Annotated in this window: 19 protein-coding genes; 7 read left to right on the plus strand and 12 right to left on the minus strand. The window is 70.7% G+C overall.

Going from position 1 to position 15,912, the window contains the following annotated elements; genetic code table 11:
- The first annotated feature begins 171 nt into the window (after nucleotides 1-171).
- A complete protein-coding gene (locus A4W93_RS25420; RefSeq protein WP_099959989.1) occupies nucleotides 172-1,086 on the plus strand; it encodes a helix-turn-helix transcriptional regulator in 915 nt (304 codons plus the stop codon).
- Between the two features lie 17 nt (nucleotides 1,087-1,103).
- Here the strand turns inward: A4W93_RS25420 and A4W93_RS25425 are convergent, their stop codons facing one another.
- The gene (locus A4W93_RS25425; RefSeq protein WP_085753276.1) at nucleotides 1,104-1,685 is read right to left on the minus strand and encodes an acyloxyacyl hydrolase; all 582 of its coding nucleotides are present in this window, start codon (nucleotides 1,683-1,685) and stop codon (nucleotides 1,104-1,106) included.
- A 149-nt stretch (nucleotides 1,686-1,834) separates the two neighbouring features.
- On the minus strand, nucleotides 1,835-2,023 hold the full coding sequence (locus A4W93_RS25430) for a hypothetical protein (protein WP_085753277.1): 189 nt from the start codon (nucleotides 2,021-2,023) through the stop codon (nucleotides 1,835-1,837).
- Between the two features lie 131 nt (nucleotides 2,024-2,154).
- Here A4W93_RS25430 and A4W93_RS25435 point away from each other — a divergent pair, with 131 nt between their 5' ends.
- Complete coding sequence (locus A4W93_RS25435; protein ID WP_320409207.1) at nucleotides 2,155-2,739, plus strand: hypothetical protein; 585 nt, start codon at nucleotides 2,155-2,157, stop codon at nucleotides 2,737-2,739.
- A 72-nt stretch (nucleotides 2,740-2,811) separates the two neighbouring features.
- Here the strand turns inward: A4W93_RS25435 and A4W93_RS30150 are convergent, their stop codons facing one another.
- Together A4W93_RS30150 and A4W93_RS25440 are read right to left on the minus strand one after the other, a co-directional pair.
- Nucleotides 2,812-2,955 (minus strand): hypothetical protein, encoded by a 144-nt coding sequence (locus tag A4W93_RS30150; protein WP_169726588.1) that lies wholly within the window; start codon nucleotides 2,953-2,955, stop codon nucleotides 2,812-2,814.
- 5 nt (nucleotides 2,956-2,960) lie between these two features.
- The gene (locus A4W93_RS25440; RefSeq protein WP_085753278.1) at nucleotides 2,961-4,631 is read right to left on the minus strand and encodes an MFS transporter; all 1,671 of its coding nucleotides are present in this window, start codon (nucleotides 4,629-4,631) and stop codon (nucleotides 2,961-2,963) included.
- A 258-nt stretch (nucleotides 4,632-4,889) separates the two neighbouring features.
- Between A4W93_RS25440 and A4W93_RS25445 the strand changes: the two genes are divergently transcribed.
- Nucleotides 4,890-6,179 carry a hypothetical protein gene (locus A4W93_RS25445; protein WP_157131776.1) on the plus strand — a complete coding sequence of 430 codons (1,290 nt, stop codon included), beginning with the start codon at nucleotides 4,890-4,892 and terminating at the stop codon, nucleotides 6,177-6,179.
- A gap of 129 nt (nucleotides 6,180-6,308) precedes the next feature.
- Nucleotides 6,309-7,097: a class I SAM-dependent methyltransferase gene (locus A4W93_RS25450; protein ID WP_085753280.1), complete on the plus strand. Its 789-nt coding sequence runs from the start codon at nucleotides 6,309-6,311 to the stop codon at nucleotides 7,095-7,097.
- Here A4W93_RS25450 and A4W93_RS25455 read toward each other — a convergent pair.
- Genes A4W93_RS25455 through A4W93_RS25465 form a run of 3 tightly spaced genes read right to left on the minus strand, consistent with a single transcriptional unit; the run spans nucleotide 7,072 to nucleotide 9,007 of the window.
- Entirely contained in the window at nucleotides 7,072-7,443 is a 372-nt protein-coding gene (locus A4W93_RS25455) for a hypothetical protein (RefSeq protein ID WP_085753281.1), read from the minus strand. The genes A4W93_RS25450 and A4W93_RS25455 overlap by 26 nt on opposite strands.
- On the minus strand, nucleotides 7,440-8,093 hold the full coding sequence (locus A4W93_RS25460; RefSeq protein ID WP_085753282.1) for a YbaK/EbsC family protein: 654 nt from the start codon (nucleotides 8,091-8,093) through the stop codon (nucleotides 7,440-7,442). The genes A4W93_RS25455 and A4W93_RS25460 overlap by 4 nt, the downstream gene beginning before the upstream one ends.
- Nucleotides 8,090-9,007, minus strand: a complete 918-nt coding sequence (locus tag A4W93_RS25465) for a hydroxymethylglutaryl-CoA lyase (protein ID WP_169726589.1) — start codon at nucleotides 9,005-9,007, stop codon at nucleotides 8,090-8,092. Before A4W93_RS25465 ends, A4W93_RS25460 begins: the two co-directional genes overlap by 4 nt.
- Nucleotides 9,008-9,113: 106 nt before the next feature.
- Here A4W93_RS25465 and A4W93_RS25470 point away from each other — a divergent pair, with 106 nt between their 5' ends.
- Both A4W93_RS25470 and A4W93_RS25475 read left to right on the plus strand, forming a co-directional pair.
- Nucleotides 9,114-9,497, plus strand: a complete 384-nt coding sequence (locus A4W93_RS25470; RefSeq protein WP_085753283.1) for a hypothetical protein — start codon at nucleotides 9,114-9,116, stop codon at nucleotides 9,495-9,497.
- A gap of 107 nt (nucleotides 9,498-9,604) precedes the next feature.
- Nucleotides 9,605-10,288: a PEP-CTERM sorting domain-containing protein gene (locus A4W93_RS25475; RefSeq protein WP_085753284.1), complete on the plus strand. Its 684-nt coding sequence runs from the start codon at nucleotides 9,605-9,607 to the stop codon at nucleotides 10,286-10,288.
- On the opposite strand, the gene A4W93_RS25480 is transcribed toward A4W93_RS25475, so the two are convergent.
- Nucleotides 10,231-11,160, minus strand: a complete 930-nt coding sequence (locus A4W93_RS25480; protein ID WP_085753285.1) for a LysR family transcriptional regulator — start codon at nucleotides 11,158-11,160, stop codon at nucleotides 10,231-10,233. The two genes, A4W93_RS25475 and A4W93_RS25480, sit on opposite strands and share 58 nt — an antisense overlap.
- Before the next feature lie 112 nt (nucleotides 11,161-11,272).
- Between A4W93_RS25480 and A4W93_RS25485 the strand changes: the two genes are divergently transcribed.
- On the plus strand, nucleotides 11,273-12,022 hold the full coding sequence (locus A4W93_RS25485; RefSeq protein ID WP_085753286.1) for a 3-oxoacyl-ACP reductase family protein: 750 nt from the start codon (nucleotides 11,273-11,275) through the stop codon (nucleotides 12,020-12,022).
- 12 nt (nucleotides 12,023-12,034) lie between these two features.
- Here A4W93_RS25485 and A4W93_RS25490 read toward each other — a convergent pair whose 3' ends face one another.
- From A4W93_RS25490 to A4W93_RS25505, 4 genes are read right to left on the minus strand one after another with little or no spacing between them, the layout of a single operon-like run.
- Nucleotides 12,035-14,023 (minus strand): acetyl/propionyl/methylcrotonyl-CoA carboxylase subunit alpha, encoded by a 1,989-nt coding sequence (locus tag A4W93_RS25490; protein WP_085753287.1) that lies wholly within the window; start codon nucleotides 14,021-14,023, stop codon nucleotides 12,035-12,037.
- Nucleotides 14,013-14,618 carry a DUF4126 domain-containing protein gene (locus tag A4W93_RS25495; protein WP_085753288.1) on the minus strand — a complete coding sequence of 202 codons (606 nt, stop codon included), beginning with the start codon at nucleotides 14,616-14,618 and terminating at the stop codon, nucleotides 14,013-14,015. Before A4W93_RS25495 ends, A4W93_RS25490 begins: the two co-directional genes overlap by 11 nt.
- Nucleotides 14,615-15,409 carry an enoyl-CoA hydratase/isomerase family protein gene (locus A4W93_RS25500; RefSeq protein WP_085753289.1) on the minus strand — a complete coding sequence of 265 codons (795 nt, stop codon included), beginning with the start codon at nucleotides 15,407-15,409 and terminating at the stop codon, nucleotides 14,615-14,617. Before A4W93_RS25500 ends, A4W93_RS25495 begins: the two co-directional genes overlap by 4 nt.
- Nucleotides 15,406-15,912, minus strand: a complete 507-nt coding sequence (locus tag A4W93_RS25505; protein ID WP_085754324.1) for a DinB family protein — start codon at nucleotides 15,910-15,912, stop codon at nucleotides 15,406-15,408. The genes A4W93_RS25500 and A4W93_RS25505 overlap by 4 nt, the downstream gene beginning before the upstream one ends.

A 15,912-nucleotide genomic window follows, 5' to 3' on the forward strand; every position in this document is an offset into this window, starting at 1 on the left:
GGACATGGGATGTCCGGGCCCGCCCTGGCGCGCAAAGCTTAGTACACACTCACGTTTTTGTGGAACTATTTGGCGGCCCGGGCGTGGGGGTTGTCCCTGCGGAATGCGGATAGTCGCGGCCGGGAGGGGACTTCTAGACTGAACTTCCCTAGACCACTGCGAGGACCTCTCATGTCCACAGCCCTTCACGCCACCGACATGCCGGTGCGGGACGAAACGGTCGACGACCACGGGCAAAGCCCGATTCTGCACACCGCATTCGAGACCGAACGGCTCGATCCCATGCGGCTCGAGACGGCGGACCACCTGCCGATCCGCGCGTTCCGGCTCCTGAGCCCGGGCCCACGGCGCCTGTCGCACCGCTCGTGCGACGACGGCAACCAGCAGGTGCACCTCCTGCAGATCGACGCCGCCGTGTACCTGGAGCTCGACCTGCCGCCGGGCAGCCGCTATCGCCTGTGGGCCGAGCGTGCCGAGGGGCTCTACGTCGACAACGAACCGGCCACCGTCGGTGCGGTGTTCGAGTCCGCGCTGGGCGGCCCGCTGCGCATCGTCAGCCGCCACGCCTTCTCGCTCGACCTGGTGTCGCGCCGCCTGCCCGCGGTGTCGGGCGCCACGCCCCAGGCGCCGTCGAACCTCGACGCCGACGCCCGGCAGTCGGTGCGCCAGCTGCTCGACGTGGCCCGTTCGCTGTGGATCACCCCGCCCACCGCCCCGCGCCGCCGCTCGCCGGCCTCCAACGTGCTGGAAGTGGTCGAGCGGGTGCTCGCCGAGCAGCCGTACGGCACGCTGCACCCGTCCGACTTCGCGCAGCCGGCCGGCATCTCCGTCCGGTCGCTGGAACGTGCGCTGCAGCGTTCCTACGCGATGGGGCCGAAGCGATGGATCACCACCACACGCCTCAACACCGCCCACCGCCACCTGAGCGACCCGGGGCCCGACGACCGCACCGTCGCCCAGATCGCGCGGCGCTGCGGCTTCCAGCACGCCGGGCGTTTCTCGCAGGCGTACCGGGCGCTGTTCGGGGACTACCCCCACGACGTGCTGGCCCCATCCACCCCCCACGGGAGCACCGGCACGCGCTGACGCCGGACCGGGCGAGGTCAGAAGCGGTAGCCGTAGCGCAACTGCAGGAAATCCTCGCCCGGGTTGGGCTCCTTGATGCCGGCGTTCGAGAAATGCTGCAGCCGCAGCGTCACCTCGTGCGCACCGCGCTCGCCGAAGCGCCGCCCCACGGCCAGGTGGTCGCCGAAGTTGAACGTCGTGCTGAAGCGCTTGTCGTCACTGCGATAGATCGGCAGCAGCAGGTTGGCGCCGATGCCCAGTTCCCCGAACCAGCCGGTGTCGCCACCGCCCGGGTACAGGCGCAGCACCGGCGTGATGCCCACCTGCGTGACCCACGCGTGCGCACTGCTGCCGCCGGCATCGCTCGCCCAGCGACCGAACGACACCTCCCAGTAGCCGGTGAACCGGCCCCAGCCGAGGTCGCGACGCCAGGACCAGTCCCACGTGAGCCCCAGGACGGCGGCATTGGCGTGTTCCGCGGCGCCCGCTTGCACGAACGCCGAGGTGGGTTGCCACCACGGGCGCGCGGCCTCGGCCGAGGCAGGCCCGGGCAGCAGCAGCAGACCGCAGAAGGTGAGAACGACGGGGCGAAGGAACGCTGGGGCAGGGGACTTCTTCATGCACGGCAGCGTCGCAGGATCGCTTCCGTGGCGAATCACCCGGGGGATCCACCCTCGGCATCCCGGAAGCGGCGCCTGACACTAGGCCGATCGACCGATCGGCACTTCCGCCGAGGCAATCCGAGGTCCCTCCGCGGAGGGGACGGGATTCAGGAGCCCGACACCACCGCGCAGAGCATGTCGGCGGCGGCGACGAGCATCGCGTCGCCCGTGGGCACCACCTGCGCCACCGGACCGGCGGACGCGGCCCCCGCGTCCTGCGCCATGAGCGTCAACGCGCCCGCCACGGCCAGGGCGGCGGTGGCGGCAACGAGGGCGTGACGGTTCAGGGTGCTCATGGCGGTCTCTCGGGAAAAGGGGGTTGGCTCAGGGTGAACTTTAGGTGGCCCGGCCCTCGGGAAAAAGACCTTCTTCCGGAACACGCTGTTGCGGCGATCGCAACAAACCCCCTCCAAAGACCTAGCCCGCGATGGCCCCGCGGCGAAACGACCGCGCCGCGGGTTTCCTGCACGATGGCGGCTTCCCCACTCCGGAGACCGACATGGCCGGCCTGACCTCCCTCGGCATCGTGCACACCGCCATCAGCCTGGTCGCCGTCGCGGCCGGCATCGCGGCCCTGGTGAAACACCACCACATCCTCGACACCACACCGTCCGGCCGCGTCTACCTGTGGGGCACGGTGCTCACCTGCATCACCGGCTTCGGCATCTTCCAGCACGGCGGATTCGGCAAGCCGCACGCGCTCGGCGTGATCACGCTGCTCGTGCTGGCCCTGGCCTGGGTGGCCGGACACACGGCCCTCTTCGGGCGGGCCTCGGCAGGGATCGCGTCGATCAGCTATTCGCTCACGCTGTTCTTCCACAGCATCCCGGGCATGACCGAAACCTCGACCCGCCTGCCGGTGAGCGCCCCGCTCGCCTCCGGCCCTGACGATCCGGGCCTGCAGGCGGCCGTGGGCATCGCGTTCCTCGTGTTCCTCGCGGGGGCGGCGCTCCAGATCCGTGACCTGCGCCGGCGGACCTCCGCCCGCCCGGGTGCGGTGCCCGCGGCCTGAAAAAGCAAGCGGGCCGGTGCGCCCTTCGGCAGCACCGGCCCGCATCCGGACGAGGGATCGTCCGGGGTCTGGCTACGGATTCGACGCGCTCGAGGCGGCGTGGGGTGCCACGTCGATGCCGTGTTTCTCTCCGCTGATGTCCACGTCACCGCCCTTGGAGAGCAGCCACATGGCCAGCGCAGCGAACACGAGGAATCCCACAACGATCTTCCACATCTCGATCAGTCCTTCGCGTAGATGTCCACGTCCTTCGTCTCCTTGACGAAGAGCATGCCGACCACGAACGTGATGGTCGCGAAGATGATCGGGTACCAGAGGCCGTTGTACATGTTGCCGGTCTGGGCCACGATCGCGAGGCCCGTGGCGGGCAGCAGGCCACCGAACCAGCCGTTGCCGATGTGGTACGGCAGGCTCATCGAGGTGTAGCGGATGCGGGTCGGGAACATCTCGACGAGCATCGCGGCGATCGGGCCGTACACCATGGTCACGTAGATCACAAGCAGCGTCAGGATCGCGATGATCATCGGCTTGTTCATCTTGGCCGGGTCGGCCTTGGCCGGGTAGCCGTGGGCACGCAGCTCGTCGATGGTGGCCTTCTTGAACGCGGCGTCCTTGGCCTTGGCTTCATCCGCCGGCAGGCCCTTCGACGAGTACGACTCGATCTCCTTGTCGCCGATCTTGATCTTCGCCGGGCCGGTGCCGGCCACGTTCTCGTAGCTCACCGAGTTGGCGGCCAGCACCTGCTTGGCGATGTCGCACGAGCTGGTGAACTTGGCGATGCCGGTCGGGTTGAACTGGAACGAGCATTCGTTCGGGTCGGCCACCACCGTCACCTGCGACGTGGCTTGCGCCTTGGCGAGGTCGGGGTTGGCGGCGACGGTGAGCGCCTTGAACAGCGGGAAGTAGGTCAGCGCGGCGATCAGGCAGCCGGCCATGATGATGGGCTTGCGGCCGATCTTGTCCGACAGCGAGCCGAACAGGATGAAGAACGGCGTGCCGATCAGCAGCGCGACCGCGATCAGGATGTTGGCGGTGGCGCCATCGACCTTCAGCGGGCCGGTCAGGAAGAACAGCGCGTAGAACTGCCCGGTGTACCAGACCACGGCCTGGCCCATCGTCAGGCCCACGAGGGCCAGGATCACGATCTTCAGGTTCTTCCACTGGCCGAACGACTCGGTCAGCGGGGCCTTCGAGGTCTTGCCCTCTTCCTTCATCTTCTTGAAGGCGGGCGATTCGTTCATCGAGAGGCGGATCCACACGCTGATGGCCAGCAGGAAGATCGACACGAGGAACGGGATGCGCCAGCCCCACTCGGCGAAGGCCTCCTCACCGATGGCGGTGCGGGTGCCGAGGATGACGATCAGCGAGAGGAACAGGCCCAGCGTGGCCGTGGTCTGGATCCACGACGTGAAGGCACCGCGCTTGCCGTGCGGGGCATGCTCGGCCACGTAGGTGGCCGCGCCGCCGTACTCGCCGCCGAGCGCGAGGCCCTGCAGCAGGCGCAGGCCGATCAGGATGATCGGGGCCGCGACGCCGATGGACGCATAGGTGGGCAGGATGCCGACGATGAAGGTCGACAGGCCCATGATCAGGATGGTGACGAGGAAGGTGTACTTCCGCCCGATCATGTCGCCGAGGCGGCCGAACACGAGTGCGCCGAAGGGCCGCACGATGAAGCCCGCGGCGAACGCGAGCAGCGAGAAGATCACCTGCGAGTTCGGGTCCAGTGCCGAGAAGAACTGTTTCCCGATGATCACGGCGAGAGTGCCGTAGAGGTAGAAGTCGTACCACTCGAAGACGGTGCCGAGGCTGGAGGCGAAGATGACCTTCTTCTCCTCCTGGGTCATCGGCGCGCCTTTTGCCGACGATGCCGGCATGGTTGCTGTTGCCATGATGCAGCTCCTGTGTGTGCTGTGTGCGTGCGAGGGGCCCCTCTCCCAACAGGGGGCTGAGGGCATCTTCTTGAAGGGCGCTGACGGTGTTCTGACGGGAAGCTGAACGCTGGCTGACAAACTCGGGACGAACCCGCACGCAACGTTTCTCATCGCGGGAATCCAAGGGTCCACCCTGTCAGGACTTTCGCTAGGGGGCTGTCGCAGGACGGCACAGCCTCCTATCGTGCGGCCTCTCCGCCCTCGCCTTCCGACCCCATGCGCCCACGCCTTCTCCGCCTCGCGTTGTCCCTCGCCGCGCTCGCCTTCGCCGGTGTGTCGTCCGCCGTCACCGTCACGGTCCGGCCCGACCGCGAGGGCCCCGCGGTGCGGCCCTCGACGATGGCGGGCTACAACTTCGGCAACTGGATGCCGGTGGCCGAGGTGCGCGACAGCCTGAAGGAGGTGCCGCCCGGCGCGCTGCGTTTCCCCGCGGGCAACGCGGGCGACGAATCCAACCTTGACGCCGCGGTGCTGGGCACGTTCGCCGCCGCGCTGACCCTGATGCCCGGCCAGCCCGAACTGATGGTGCAGACCCGAGTGTTCCAGGGCCGCGACGGCCGCCCCGCGGCCAACGCGCCCGAGGACGCGGCCGCGGCCGTGAAGCTCGCGCGCGAGCGCGGCCTGAACGTCACGTACTGGGAGATCGGCAACGAACCCGACCTGTACGGCCCCGTGCGCGGCGACACGTCGTGGACCGCCGAGCGCTACTGCGACGTCTTCCGCGCGCAGGCCGCGGCCGTGCGGCGCGAGCAGCCCTCGGCGAAGATCGCCGGCCCCGCGGTGTCGGGCGCCGTGCCCGGCGCGATGAAGTTCCTCGACACCTTCGTCGAGCGCTGCGGCGACGTGGTGGACCTGCTCACGTGGCACATCTACCCCACCGAGGGCGACGGCAGCGACGCCGCCGCGCTGACCACGGTGCGCGAGGCCGACCGCACGCTCGCGCATGCACGCGCCGTGTGGGCCGACCCCAAGCGCAACCCGAAGGGCCACACACGCACCATCGAGTTCGGCGTCACCGAATACGGCCTGTCGTGGCGCACCGAACGGCCGCGCTTCCTCTCCGACCAGACCGGCGCCCTGTGGGCGATGGAGACCACGCTGCGGCTCGCGAAGGGGGGCGCCGCGGTGGCCCACTACTTCGCCTACCTCGCGACGGGCTTCCACGGCCTGATCGACAACGGCGGCGGACCGCGCCCCACCTTCTATGCGTTCCGGCTGCTGTCGGACCTGAAGGGCCGCTTCGTGGACGCGGCCTCCGACAACACCGGCATCTGGGCGCACGCCGTGCGGGACGGCGACACGGTGAACCTCGTGCTGATCAACAGCCACGCCACGCGACAGACGGTGCAGGTGGACGCCGGCGCGTTCGCGGTGCGGGGCGCGCGCTGGTTCGATGCGGCCATCGCCGAGCAGGAGGCCGAGTACGGCACGCTGCCGGCCAAGCCCCAGCTCGTGCTGCCCGCGCGGTCGGCCACGGTGGTGACGCTGACACGCCCCGCCCCCTAGGACACCCATTGCGGAGCGGCTCGTCACCGCCTAAGGTCGTGGCCGGCGCCGCGTGATGGCGCCGCTCCGCCGCGCCACGACCGGGCCCGCCGGCGGAGCCGCTCCACCCGCCCGGACCGGAGGTTCCCGATGACCCCATCCCTCGCCGGACAAGGGCAAGCGCAGGGCAGTTCCCGCACCCGAGCCACCGTGCTGAACCTGCTCGACCGCAGCGGCCTGCGTGGCGCCGCCCGCGTGTGCCGCCGCACGCTGCGGCAGGCCGGCCGCCAGGCGGTGCGGCACGACCAGGCCCTCGTGGCCACCTACCTGGCACGGGCCGACTCCCCCCGCCTGCACATCGGCTGCGGGCCGCACCTGCTCCCGGGCTGGCTCAACTCCGACTTCGATCCCGCCTCGCGCGCCGTGCTGCGGCTCGACGCCACGCGGCGCTTCCCGCTGCCGTCGTCCACGTTCGATGCGGTGTTCAGCGAACACATGATCGAACATGTGCCGTTCGCCGGCGGCGCCGCGATGCTGGCCGAGTGCTTCCGCGTGCTCAAGCCCGGCGGCCGCATCCGCATCACCACCCCCGACCTCGCCTTCCTGCTCGCGCTGTACGGCCCCGCGCCCACGCCGATGCAGCAGGCGTACCTGCACTGGGCCACGAGCACCTTCCTGCGCGGCGCGCCGGCGGGCGACCCGGTCTTCGTGATCAACAACTACGTGCGGGACTGGGGGCACCAGTTCATCTACGACGACCGCATGCTGCGCTTCGCGCTGGAAGGCGCCGGCTTCACGCAGCTGGAGCGGCGCCTGCTGAACGACAGCAGCGACCCCACGCTGCGCGGCCTGGAGAACACGGACCGCATGCCCGAAGGCTTTCTCCAGCTGGAGTCGATCACGCTCGAGGCGGTCAAGCCGATGGCAGTGCCGCGATGAGCCGTTCGATCGCCTGATCGCCGTCGAAGCGACGGCCGTCCCACACGATGGCGGGCACGGGCCCGGTCGGTGCGGGCAACGCATGCCCATCGTGCGGCAGCCCGAGCGCGGACGCCAGCGCCTCCATCGGTTCGACGGGACCGCGCAGCAGCACCTGCTCGCACGGCCACCGTCCCGGTGCGGGCTGACCGCCCAGCAGCCGCATCCACGGGGCCACGCCGGCGGGCGAAGCCACGGGCCGGTAGTCCACCAGCACCGAGCGGCCCTCGAGCGCCTGGGGCAGGCGATCGAACAGGTCCCGCGTGGCCGCGGACACGCCGTCGAACTCGAACACCAGCGCAATCATGCGGGCAGCGGCGGGAAGCCGGGGTGTTCGCGCTTGCGCACGGCCAGCACCTCGAGCAGCGCACGGCGCGCGTCGTCATCGATCTTCGACCACGACGCGATCTCGTCCCGCGTGCGGTAGCACCCGCGGCACAGGCCGTCGACGGGATCGAGCTTGCACACGTCGGTGCACGGCGACGTCACCGACTGCACCACGTCGGCCACGGGCGCATCCGTCATCTCGACGAGCTGCTGCGGCGACGCCGCGAACACGCCGTTCGGATGCCCCGCCGCGGCCCACACCACGTCGAAGCGGAACAGCTCGCGGTCGATCAGCGTGACGGGCCGCTGCAGGTGGGCCACGGGGGACACGCCCCCGATCGAGAAGCCCGTCTGTTCCTTCACGAAGGCCGCGTCGGCGCGACCCAGCGGGCCGGTCAGCGCGGACACCTTGCGTTCGTCCACGCGCTGGTCGCCCGACGTGACGACGAGCACGGCCACCCCGTCGGAGACCCGGCGGAAGATCACGCTCTTGGCGATCTGGCCCAGCTGCACGCCGAGGCCGTCGGCCGCTTCCTTCGCGGTGCGCGCGGCCACCGGCAGCGCGATGGGCCGGTGCGCGTGGCCGTGCGCCTCCAGCCAGTCGGACACCCGTTCGAATCCGTCGTTCATGCAGCGGCCCTCTCGCGGCGCGCCAGCAGCGCCTTGCCCACGCGCGACGACACCGGCCGGCCGAGCGCACGCGAGATGCCCGCGGCCGCGTCGACGAGGCGTTCGATGTCGATGCCGGTCTCGATGCCCAGGCCGTTCAGCATGTACAGCACGTCCTCGGTGGCCACGTTGCCCGTCGCCCCCTTCGCGTACGGACAGCCACCGAGCCCGCCCACGCTCGCATCGAACGTGTGGATGCCCACTTCGAGGCACGCGTAGACGTTCGCGAGCGCCTGGCCGTAGGTGTCGTGGAAATGGCCGCTCACCTCGGCGACGGGGTAGTGCTTCAGCGCACGTTCCATCGCGGCCTGCACCTTGCGCGGCGTGCCCACGCCGATGGTGTCGGCGACACCGCAGTGGTCCACGCCGGCCTCCTTCATCAGCCGCACGACACGCTCCACCTCGTCGGCCGACACGTCGCCCTGGTAGGGACAACCGACCGCGCACGAGATGGCGCCGCGCACCTTGATGCCGTGGCGGTGCGCCTCGGCGACCACGGGGCGGAAGCGCTCGAAGCTTTCCTCGATGCTGCAGTTGATGTTGCGCTGGCTGAAGGCCTCGGTGGCCGCGGCGAACACCACGATCTCATCGGGCCTCGACGGCAGCGCCGCCTCCAGGCCCTTCAGATTCGGTGTGAGCACCGAATGGCGCACGCCCGCGGGCCGTGCAATGCCGGCCATCACCGCGGCGTTGTCCGCCATCTGCGGCACCCATTTCGGGCTCACGAAACTCGTGACCTCGATCTCGCGCAGGCCCGCGGCCTGCAACTGGTGCACGAGCGCCACCTTGTGGGATGTATCCACAGGCTGGGACTCGTTCTGCAACCCATCGCGCGGGCCGACGTCGACGAGGGTCACCCGTTGGGGCAACAACATGACTTTTTCCTCAATATTGTGGATTGGGCCCGCGAACCCCCTGACAGGGGGTATCTGCCACGGACCCATGGGAGGAAGATACCTGAACTCGCCAGGGAAATACGCCGTGTCCACCCCCGCTCAACTGCGCATCGCCGCCCGCATCCACTACGCCCTCAAGGGCCTGCTCGGAGAAGGCATCGATGTCTCGGCCATGCTGAACGACCCTGCCGAAGCGCGCGAAGTGCTGTACGTCTGCCAGGCCTCGGGGAACAACGAACTCATCGCACTCGCCAACCAGTTCTTCATCGAAAGCGAAGTGGCGCGGCTCGCCGACGCCTCGTCGCTCTCGAAGCCGAAGCGCAAGCCGCAGCCGAAGGCCGCCCCGCAGGACGCCGCCTGGTCGCGCGACACCTCGGGCTTCGGCATCTCGCAGCCGGGAGACCTGCCCACGCTGCCGAACTCCCGCACCAGCTGGATCAAGAGCTTCGCCCAGCGGCTGGTGCGCTGAGCGCCACCGGCCCGGGGCCGAAAATCCCTTCTGTCCGTTCTTTCCCCTTGATGCCGAGGGTGCCCTTCGACTACCGTCGAAACGCATCCACGATCAGGGAGACGACGATGATGAGCACGTGGCGCGCGCGGGCCGTGGGCATGTTGTGGAGCGGCCTGGCCGCGTTGCTGGCAGCATCGCCCGGTCCTGCGGCTGCCGCCGAGGGCTGGGCCGAGATCGGCTGGCGCTACAAATGGGGCGAAGGCAGCATCATCTACAACCGGGACATCGAACCCGTCGACCTGCAGGATGGCGGTGGCACGTTCCGCAACAGCATCGGCCCGTTCGACATCCTGGGCTGGGACATGATGACCCCCGTCTACTTCCAGGGCGTGGGTGGCACCATGACCACGCGGAACGGCATCCGCCCCGGCTGCCCGCCGGAAGACATCTGCGACATGATCTCGGTGCGCATCGACTTCGCCCCGCTGTCCAACGGCGACCCGGCCCACTGGCGGCTCGACATGACGGCCCCCGGCCGCCTCGACCGCTTCGGCCTGCCCGAGCTCGGCAACGGCTGGGAATGGGAAGGCCCCACCTTCGGCGGCGTGCTGACCAACGACCTCGACGACCGGCGCTATGGCGGCCCCAGCGAGTACTTCCACAGCTGGAACCTTTCGGTGGCCAAGCCGGTGCCCGAACCCGGGCCGCTCGCGCTGATGGCGCTGGGCCTCGCCGGCGTGGGCCTGGCGGCTCAGCGCTGGCCGAAGCGGGCCGCGAGGCCCCGTGCGCGGAACTCCTCGACCACGTAGTCGACGAACACCCTCACCTTCGGCGGCATCAGCTTGCGGCTCGTGTAGTAGATCGACAGCGGCAGCGTCTCGGCGTACCACTTCGGCAGCACCCGCACCAGTTCGCCGCGTTCGATGAGCTGCGAGGCGTGGGGCAGCGGCACCATCGCGATGCCCATGCCGGTGGCCGCGGCGCGGGCGAGCGCCTCCGGGTCGTCGAGCACCATCACCGGGCGCACGCTCGCCACCACCTCCTCGCCCGTGCTGTTCTTCAGCGTCCACGGCACGAGCCGCCCCGTGGCGAGCGAACGGCGCAGCAGCCCGCGGTGGCGCGCCAGGTCCTGGGGATGGGATGGCGCGGGATGGGCCTTCAGGTAGGCGGGGGCAGCGACCAGCACGATGCGCAGCCGCGCCAGTTCGCGCGCGATCAGCGCGTCGGTGAGTTCGATGCCGCCGCCGATGGCGACGTCGAAGCCCTGGGCGATCAGGTCGACCTGCCGGTTGTCGAAGTGCAGGTCGGGCACCACGTCGGGGTAGCGCCGCACGAACTCGTCCATCATCGGCACGAAGTACTCGCGGCCCACCGTGTGCGCCAGCGCGACCTTCAGCGTGCCGGCGGGCTTGCCCGCGCCCTGGCGCAGGTCGGTCAGCGCATCGCCGATCTCGCCCCAGGGCAGCCGCACCTGACCGTAGAGGCGCTCGCCTTCGGAGGTGAGCGCCAGCCGGCGGGTGCTGCGCTGGAAGAGGCGCACGCCCAGGCGCGACTCGAACTGCGCGACGCTCTTGCTGACGGCGGCCGGCGTGAGGCCGAGGCGCCGCGCGGCGGCTGAAAAGCTGCCCTCGTCCGCGGAGGTGACGAACGCATCGAGGTGGCTGCGGAGTTCGGTGGACATGCCGCCAGCTTATACCAATGGTTGAAACTGAACGCACCGTTCCGAGACTACCGCGATCAGGCGGCGACGCCGACACTGAACTCATCAACCACCCCATCCGAAAGGAAACATGATGAGCACCACCCCCTCCCTCCGCGGCCAAGTCGCCTTCATCCACGGCGGTTCGCGCGGCATCGGCGCCGCCTCCGCACGCCGCCTGGCCCGCGACGGCGCCACCGTCGCCATCGGCTACTCCACCTCGGCCATCGCCGCCGAAGCACTGGCCGAGGAGATCAAGGCGAACGGCGGCCAGGCCATCGCCGTGAAGGCCGACGGCGCGGACGCCAAGGGCCTCGTGCTGGCCATCGACAGCGTCGCCGAACGGTTCGGCCGCCTCGACATCCTCGTCAACAGCGCCGGCGTGCTGGCCGTGGCCCCGCTGGAGCAGTTCTCGCTGGAGGACTTCGACCGCACCGTCGCCGTGAACGTGCGCTCGGTGTTCGTCGCGTCGCAGGCCGCAGCCCGGCACATGAAGGAAGGCGGCCGCATCATCAACATCGGCAGCACCAACGCCCAGCGCATGCCCTTCGCGGGCGGGGCCGTCTACGCCATGAGCAAGTCGGCCCTCGTGGGCCTCGTGAAGGGCCTGGCGCGCGACCTCGGGCCTCGCGGCATCACCGTCAACAACGTGGCCCCGGGCCCGGTCGACACCGACATGAACCCGGAGAACACCGAGTTCGCCGCAGGCATGCACGACCTGATGGCCCTGCGGCGCCACGCGAAGGCCGACGAGATCGCCGGCATGGTGGCCTACCTCGCGAGCGCGGAAGCGGCGTTCGTCACCGGGGCCGACCTGCTGATCGACGGCGGGTTCGCGGCCTGAGTTGCTCGCGCCTCACCCGAGGCGCAGCAACTCCGCGCCCTCGCCCACCTGGTCGCCCGCCGTGAACAGCAGCGCCTCCACGGTGCCGGCCTTCGGCGAGACGATGGTGTGTTCCATCTTCATCGCTTCCATCACCGCGAGGGCCTGGCCGGCCTTCACGGCGTCGCCCGCCTTCACGAGGAAGGCGGACACGCGGCCCGGCATCGGGGCGGTGAGGCGGCCGGTGAACGCGGCCGGGTGGGCCTCACGCGCCAACGGGTCGCGGAGGGTCACGGCCGCCTGGGCCTCGTCGGCGAACAGGTACACCACACCGCCGCGGGCCAGTGCGGTGACACGCTGGCGATGGCCGTCGAGCTGGACTTCGTGCACATCACCGTTCGCGGTGGCAGCGAAAGCCCACGCGCCGCCATCGACCTGCAACCGGCGCGTGCCGTCGCGCGACGTGACGAGGCTCGCAGCCACCGTCTGTCCCGCGACGTCGAGCGACCAGCGCATCGCGCTGTCGCCCGCGACGCGCCAGCCATCGCGACGCGACCACGGGTCGGCATCGACCGCCGCGGCCTGGGCCGCGAGCGTGTGCGACACGAAGGCCGCGGCAGCCCAGCGCACCTCGAGCGGCGGCGCATCGAACAGCACGGCGCGCTCGCGTTCGATCAGCGCGGTGTCGAGGTCGGCCTCGGCGAACGAGCGGCTGCGCACGACCCGCCGCAGGAACGCGGCGTTGTGGTGCGGGCCCACGATGAAGGTCTGCGCCAGCGCCTGTGCGAGGCGTGCGCAGGCAGTGGCCCGGTCGGGCGCCCACACGATCAGCTTCGCGATCATCGGGTCATAGAACGGGGTGATCGCGTCGCCCTCGCGCACGCCGGCGTCGAGGCGCACGTCGCCGCGCGCGAAGCGCACCGTCTCCGGCGTGCGGAACACGCGCAGCGTGCCGGTGGACGGCAGGAACTGCTTGTCGGGGTTCTCGGCGCACAGCCGCGCCTCGATGGCGTGGCCGTGGATGCGCAGGTCCTCCTGTTTCAGCGGCAGGGGCTCGCCCGCGGCCACGCGCAGCTGCCATTCGACCAGGTCCAGCCCCGTGATCGCCTCGGTGACCGGGTGCTCGACCTGCAGCCGCGTGTTCATCTCCATGAACCAGAAGCGCACCTCGCCATCCGCGGCGGGTTCGGCGATGAACTCGACGGTGCCCGCGCCCACGTAGCCCACGGCGCGGGCCGCGGCCACGGCGGCCTCGCCCATCGCGCGGCGCTGCGTGTCCGACAGGCCCGGCGCGGGGGCTTCCTCGAGCACCTTCTGGTGGCGGCGCTGCACCGAGCAGTCGCGCTCGAACAGCGAAACCGCGTTGCCATGGGTGTCGGCGAACACCTGGATCTCGATGTGGCGCGGTCGCGTGACGTAGCGCTCGACCAGCACGGCCTCGTCGCCGAAGCTGTTCTTCGCCTCGCGGCGGCAGGCCGCGAGCGCGTCGGGAAACTCGGCCGCCGACGCCACCGCGCGCATGCCCTTGCCACCACCGCCCGCGCTCGCCTTGATGAGCACCGGGTAGCCGATGGCATCGGCCTCGCGCTGCAGCCGCGCGGGGTCCTGATCGTCGCCGTGGTACCCCGGGACGAGCGGCACACCCGCCGCGGCCATCAGCGCCTTCGCGGGCGCCTTCAGGCCCATCGCGCGGATGGCGGCCGCCGGTGGGCCGATGAACACGAGGCCCGCGTCGGCGCAGGCCTGCGCGAAGCCTTCGTTTTCGCTGAGGAAGCCATAGCCGGGATGGACCGCTTGCGCGCCGGTCGCCCGTGCGGCCTCGATGATGCGGTCGCCGCGGAGGTAGCTGTCCTTCGCGGGCGCGGGGCCGATGGCGACGGCCTCGTCGCAGGCCGCCACGTGGGCCGCGCTCGCGTCGGCCTCGGAAAAGACGGCCACGGTGCGGATGCCCATGCGCCGCGCCGTCGCAGCGACTCGGCAGGCGATCTCACCGCGGTTGGCAATCAGGATCTTAGTGAACATGTTGTCTCCGCGGCGCGAGCCGCGCCACCAGCGCCTTCAGGAATCGGAAGAACACCCACACGAGCGTGACCATCACCACGAGCGCCACGCCGAGCGCGACGAACAGCGCGATCGGATGCGCCCACGAGAGCCACAGCATGACCGGAACCGCGCCGTCGCCGAAGAGGGACAGCCCGAGGTTCGTGAAGGGCTCGGGCAGCGTGTTGGCCGCCGCGCGGGTGGTCGCCTTGGCGATGTGGCTCGTGGCGGCGAGCGTGCCGCCGAGCAGCGCCGCCGCGGTGGCCCACGTGGCCTCGTCGCTGCCGAACACGCCGGCGGCGAGCGCCGCGCCCGCGGGGATGCGCACCACCGTGTGCACGACGTCCCACACCGTGTCGACCCCGGGGATCTTGTCGGCGAAGAACTCGAGCGCGAACATCCCGCCGCTGGCCCACAGGAGCAGCGGCTGCTCCAGCACCTTCAGGCCCGCCGGCAGGTCGACCCAGCCGAGCGCGCCGGCGAGGCCCGTGAGGAACACGACGGCGTAGAGGCGCAGCCCGCTCGCCCACCCCAGGGCCGCGGCGATCGCGACGAGCTGGGGGGTGTCGAGGTTCACAAGCCGGGCCCTCGCCAGGACGGTGGCCGCTTCGCCAGGAACGCGGCGACGCCCTCGCGGCCTTCGTCGCTCGCGCGCACATCGGCGATGCGGCGTGCGGTGTCGGCGCGCAGGCCGTCGGTGATCGGGTGGCCGGCCACGTCGCGCACCAGCGCCTTGCAGGCGCGCGTGGCGAGCGGGCCGTTCGGCAGGATCGCGGCCAGCACCTCGTCGACGCGCGTGTCGATGTCGGCGAGCGGGCACACCTCGTGGACGAACCCGAGCGCGGCCGCGCGGGCGGCGCCGAAGCGTTCGGCCGTCACGGCGTAGCGCCGCGTGGCCTGTTCGCCGAGCGCACGCACGACGTACGGGCTGACCGTGGCGGGCAGCAGCCCGAGCTTCGCTTCGCTGAGGCAGAAATGCGCGGTGTCCGCGGCCACCAGCACGTCGCACACGGCGGCGAGGCCCACGGCACCGGCGTAGCAGTCGCCATGGATGCGGCCGATCACCGGCACGGGGCAGCGGTACAGCGTCCACAGCATGTCGGCGAGGGCCTGCGCGTCGGCACGGTTCTCCTCCCACGAGTAGCCGGCCATCGCACGCATCCATGCGAGGTCGGCGCCGGCGCAGAACACCGGGCCGTGGCCACCGAGCACGATGGCGCGCAGGTCCGGCTCGGCGCCCAGCGACGCGAAGGTGGCGGACAGCGCCGCGATCACCTCGTCGTTGAACGCGTTGCGCACGTCGGGCCGGTTGAGGAACACGCGCGCGACCGGGCCGTCGCGGCGCACGTCGAGGGGCGAGGTGTTCATCGTGCGGAGCTCTCCTGCTGCAGCATCCACACCAGGTCGAGCTCCGGGGCCGGGTGGCCGAACCGCGTGATCGCCGCGGTGATCTGCCCGCGGTGGTGGGTGCCGTGGTTGAAGACGTGGGCCAACGTGGCCGCGAACGGCAGCGAATGGGCGACCCCCTGCGTGCTGCGGTAGTCGAGCGAACCGTCGAAGCGGTCGTCGGGCCACGACGCGATCAGCGGGCCCCAGTTCGCGGCCGCATCCATCAGGCGCGCGCGCAGCGCGGCGCGATCGTGCTCGACCTCGTCGTCGAGCCGCAGCGACGGAGACGCGCCCTCGGCGAACCGCCGGTACCACAGCAGGTGCTCGGCCACGAGCAGGTGGTTCAGCGTGCCGTGCACGCTGTGGAAGAAGAGGCCCGCCTCGCCGCGGTACTCGGGTTCGGGCAGCAGGTCCACGTGTTCGTACAGCCGCGGGAGCACCCACACCCCGTAGCGCGCCAGCATCGCGAAGTGCGCGCGCAT

Source organism: Piscinibacter gummiphilus (assembly GCF_002116905.1).
Classification (GTDB): domain Bacteria; phylum Pseudomonadota; class Gammaproteobacteria; order Burkholderiales; family Burkholderiaceae_C; genus Rhizobacter; species Rhizobacter gummiphilus.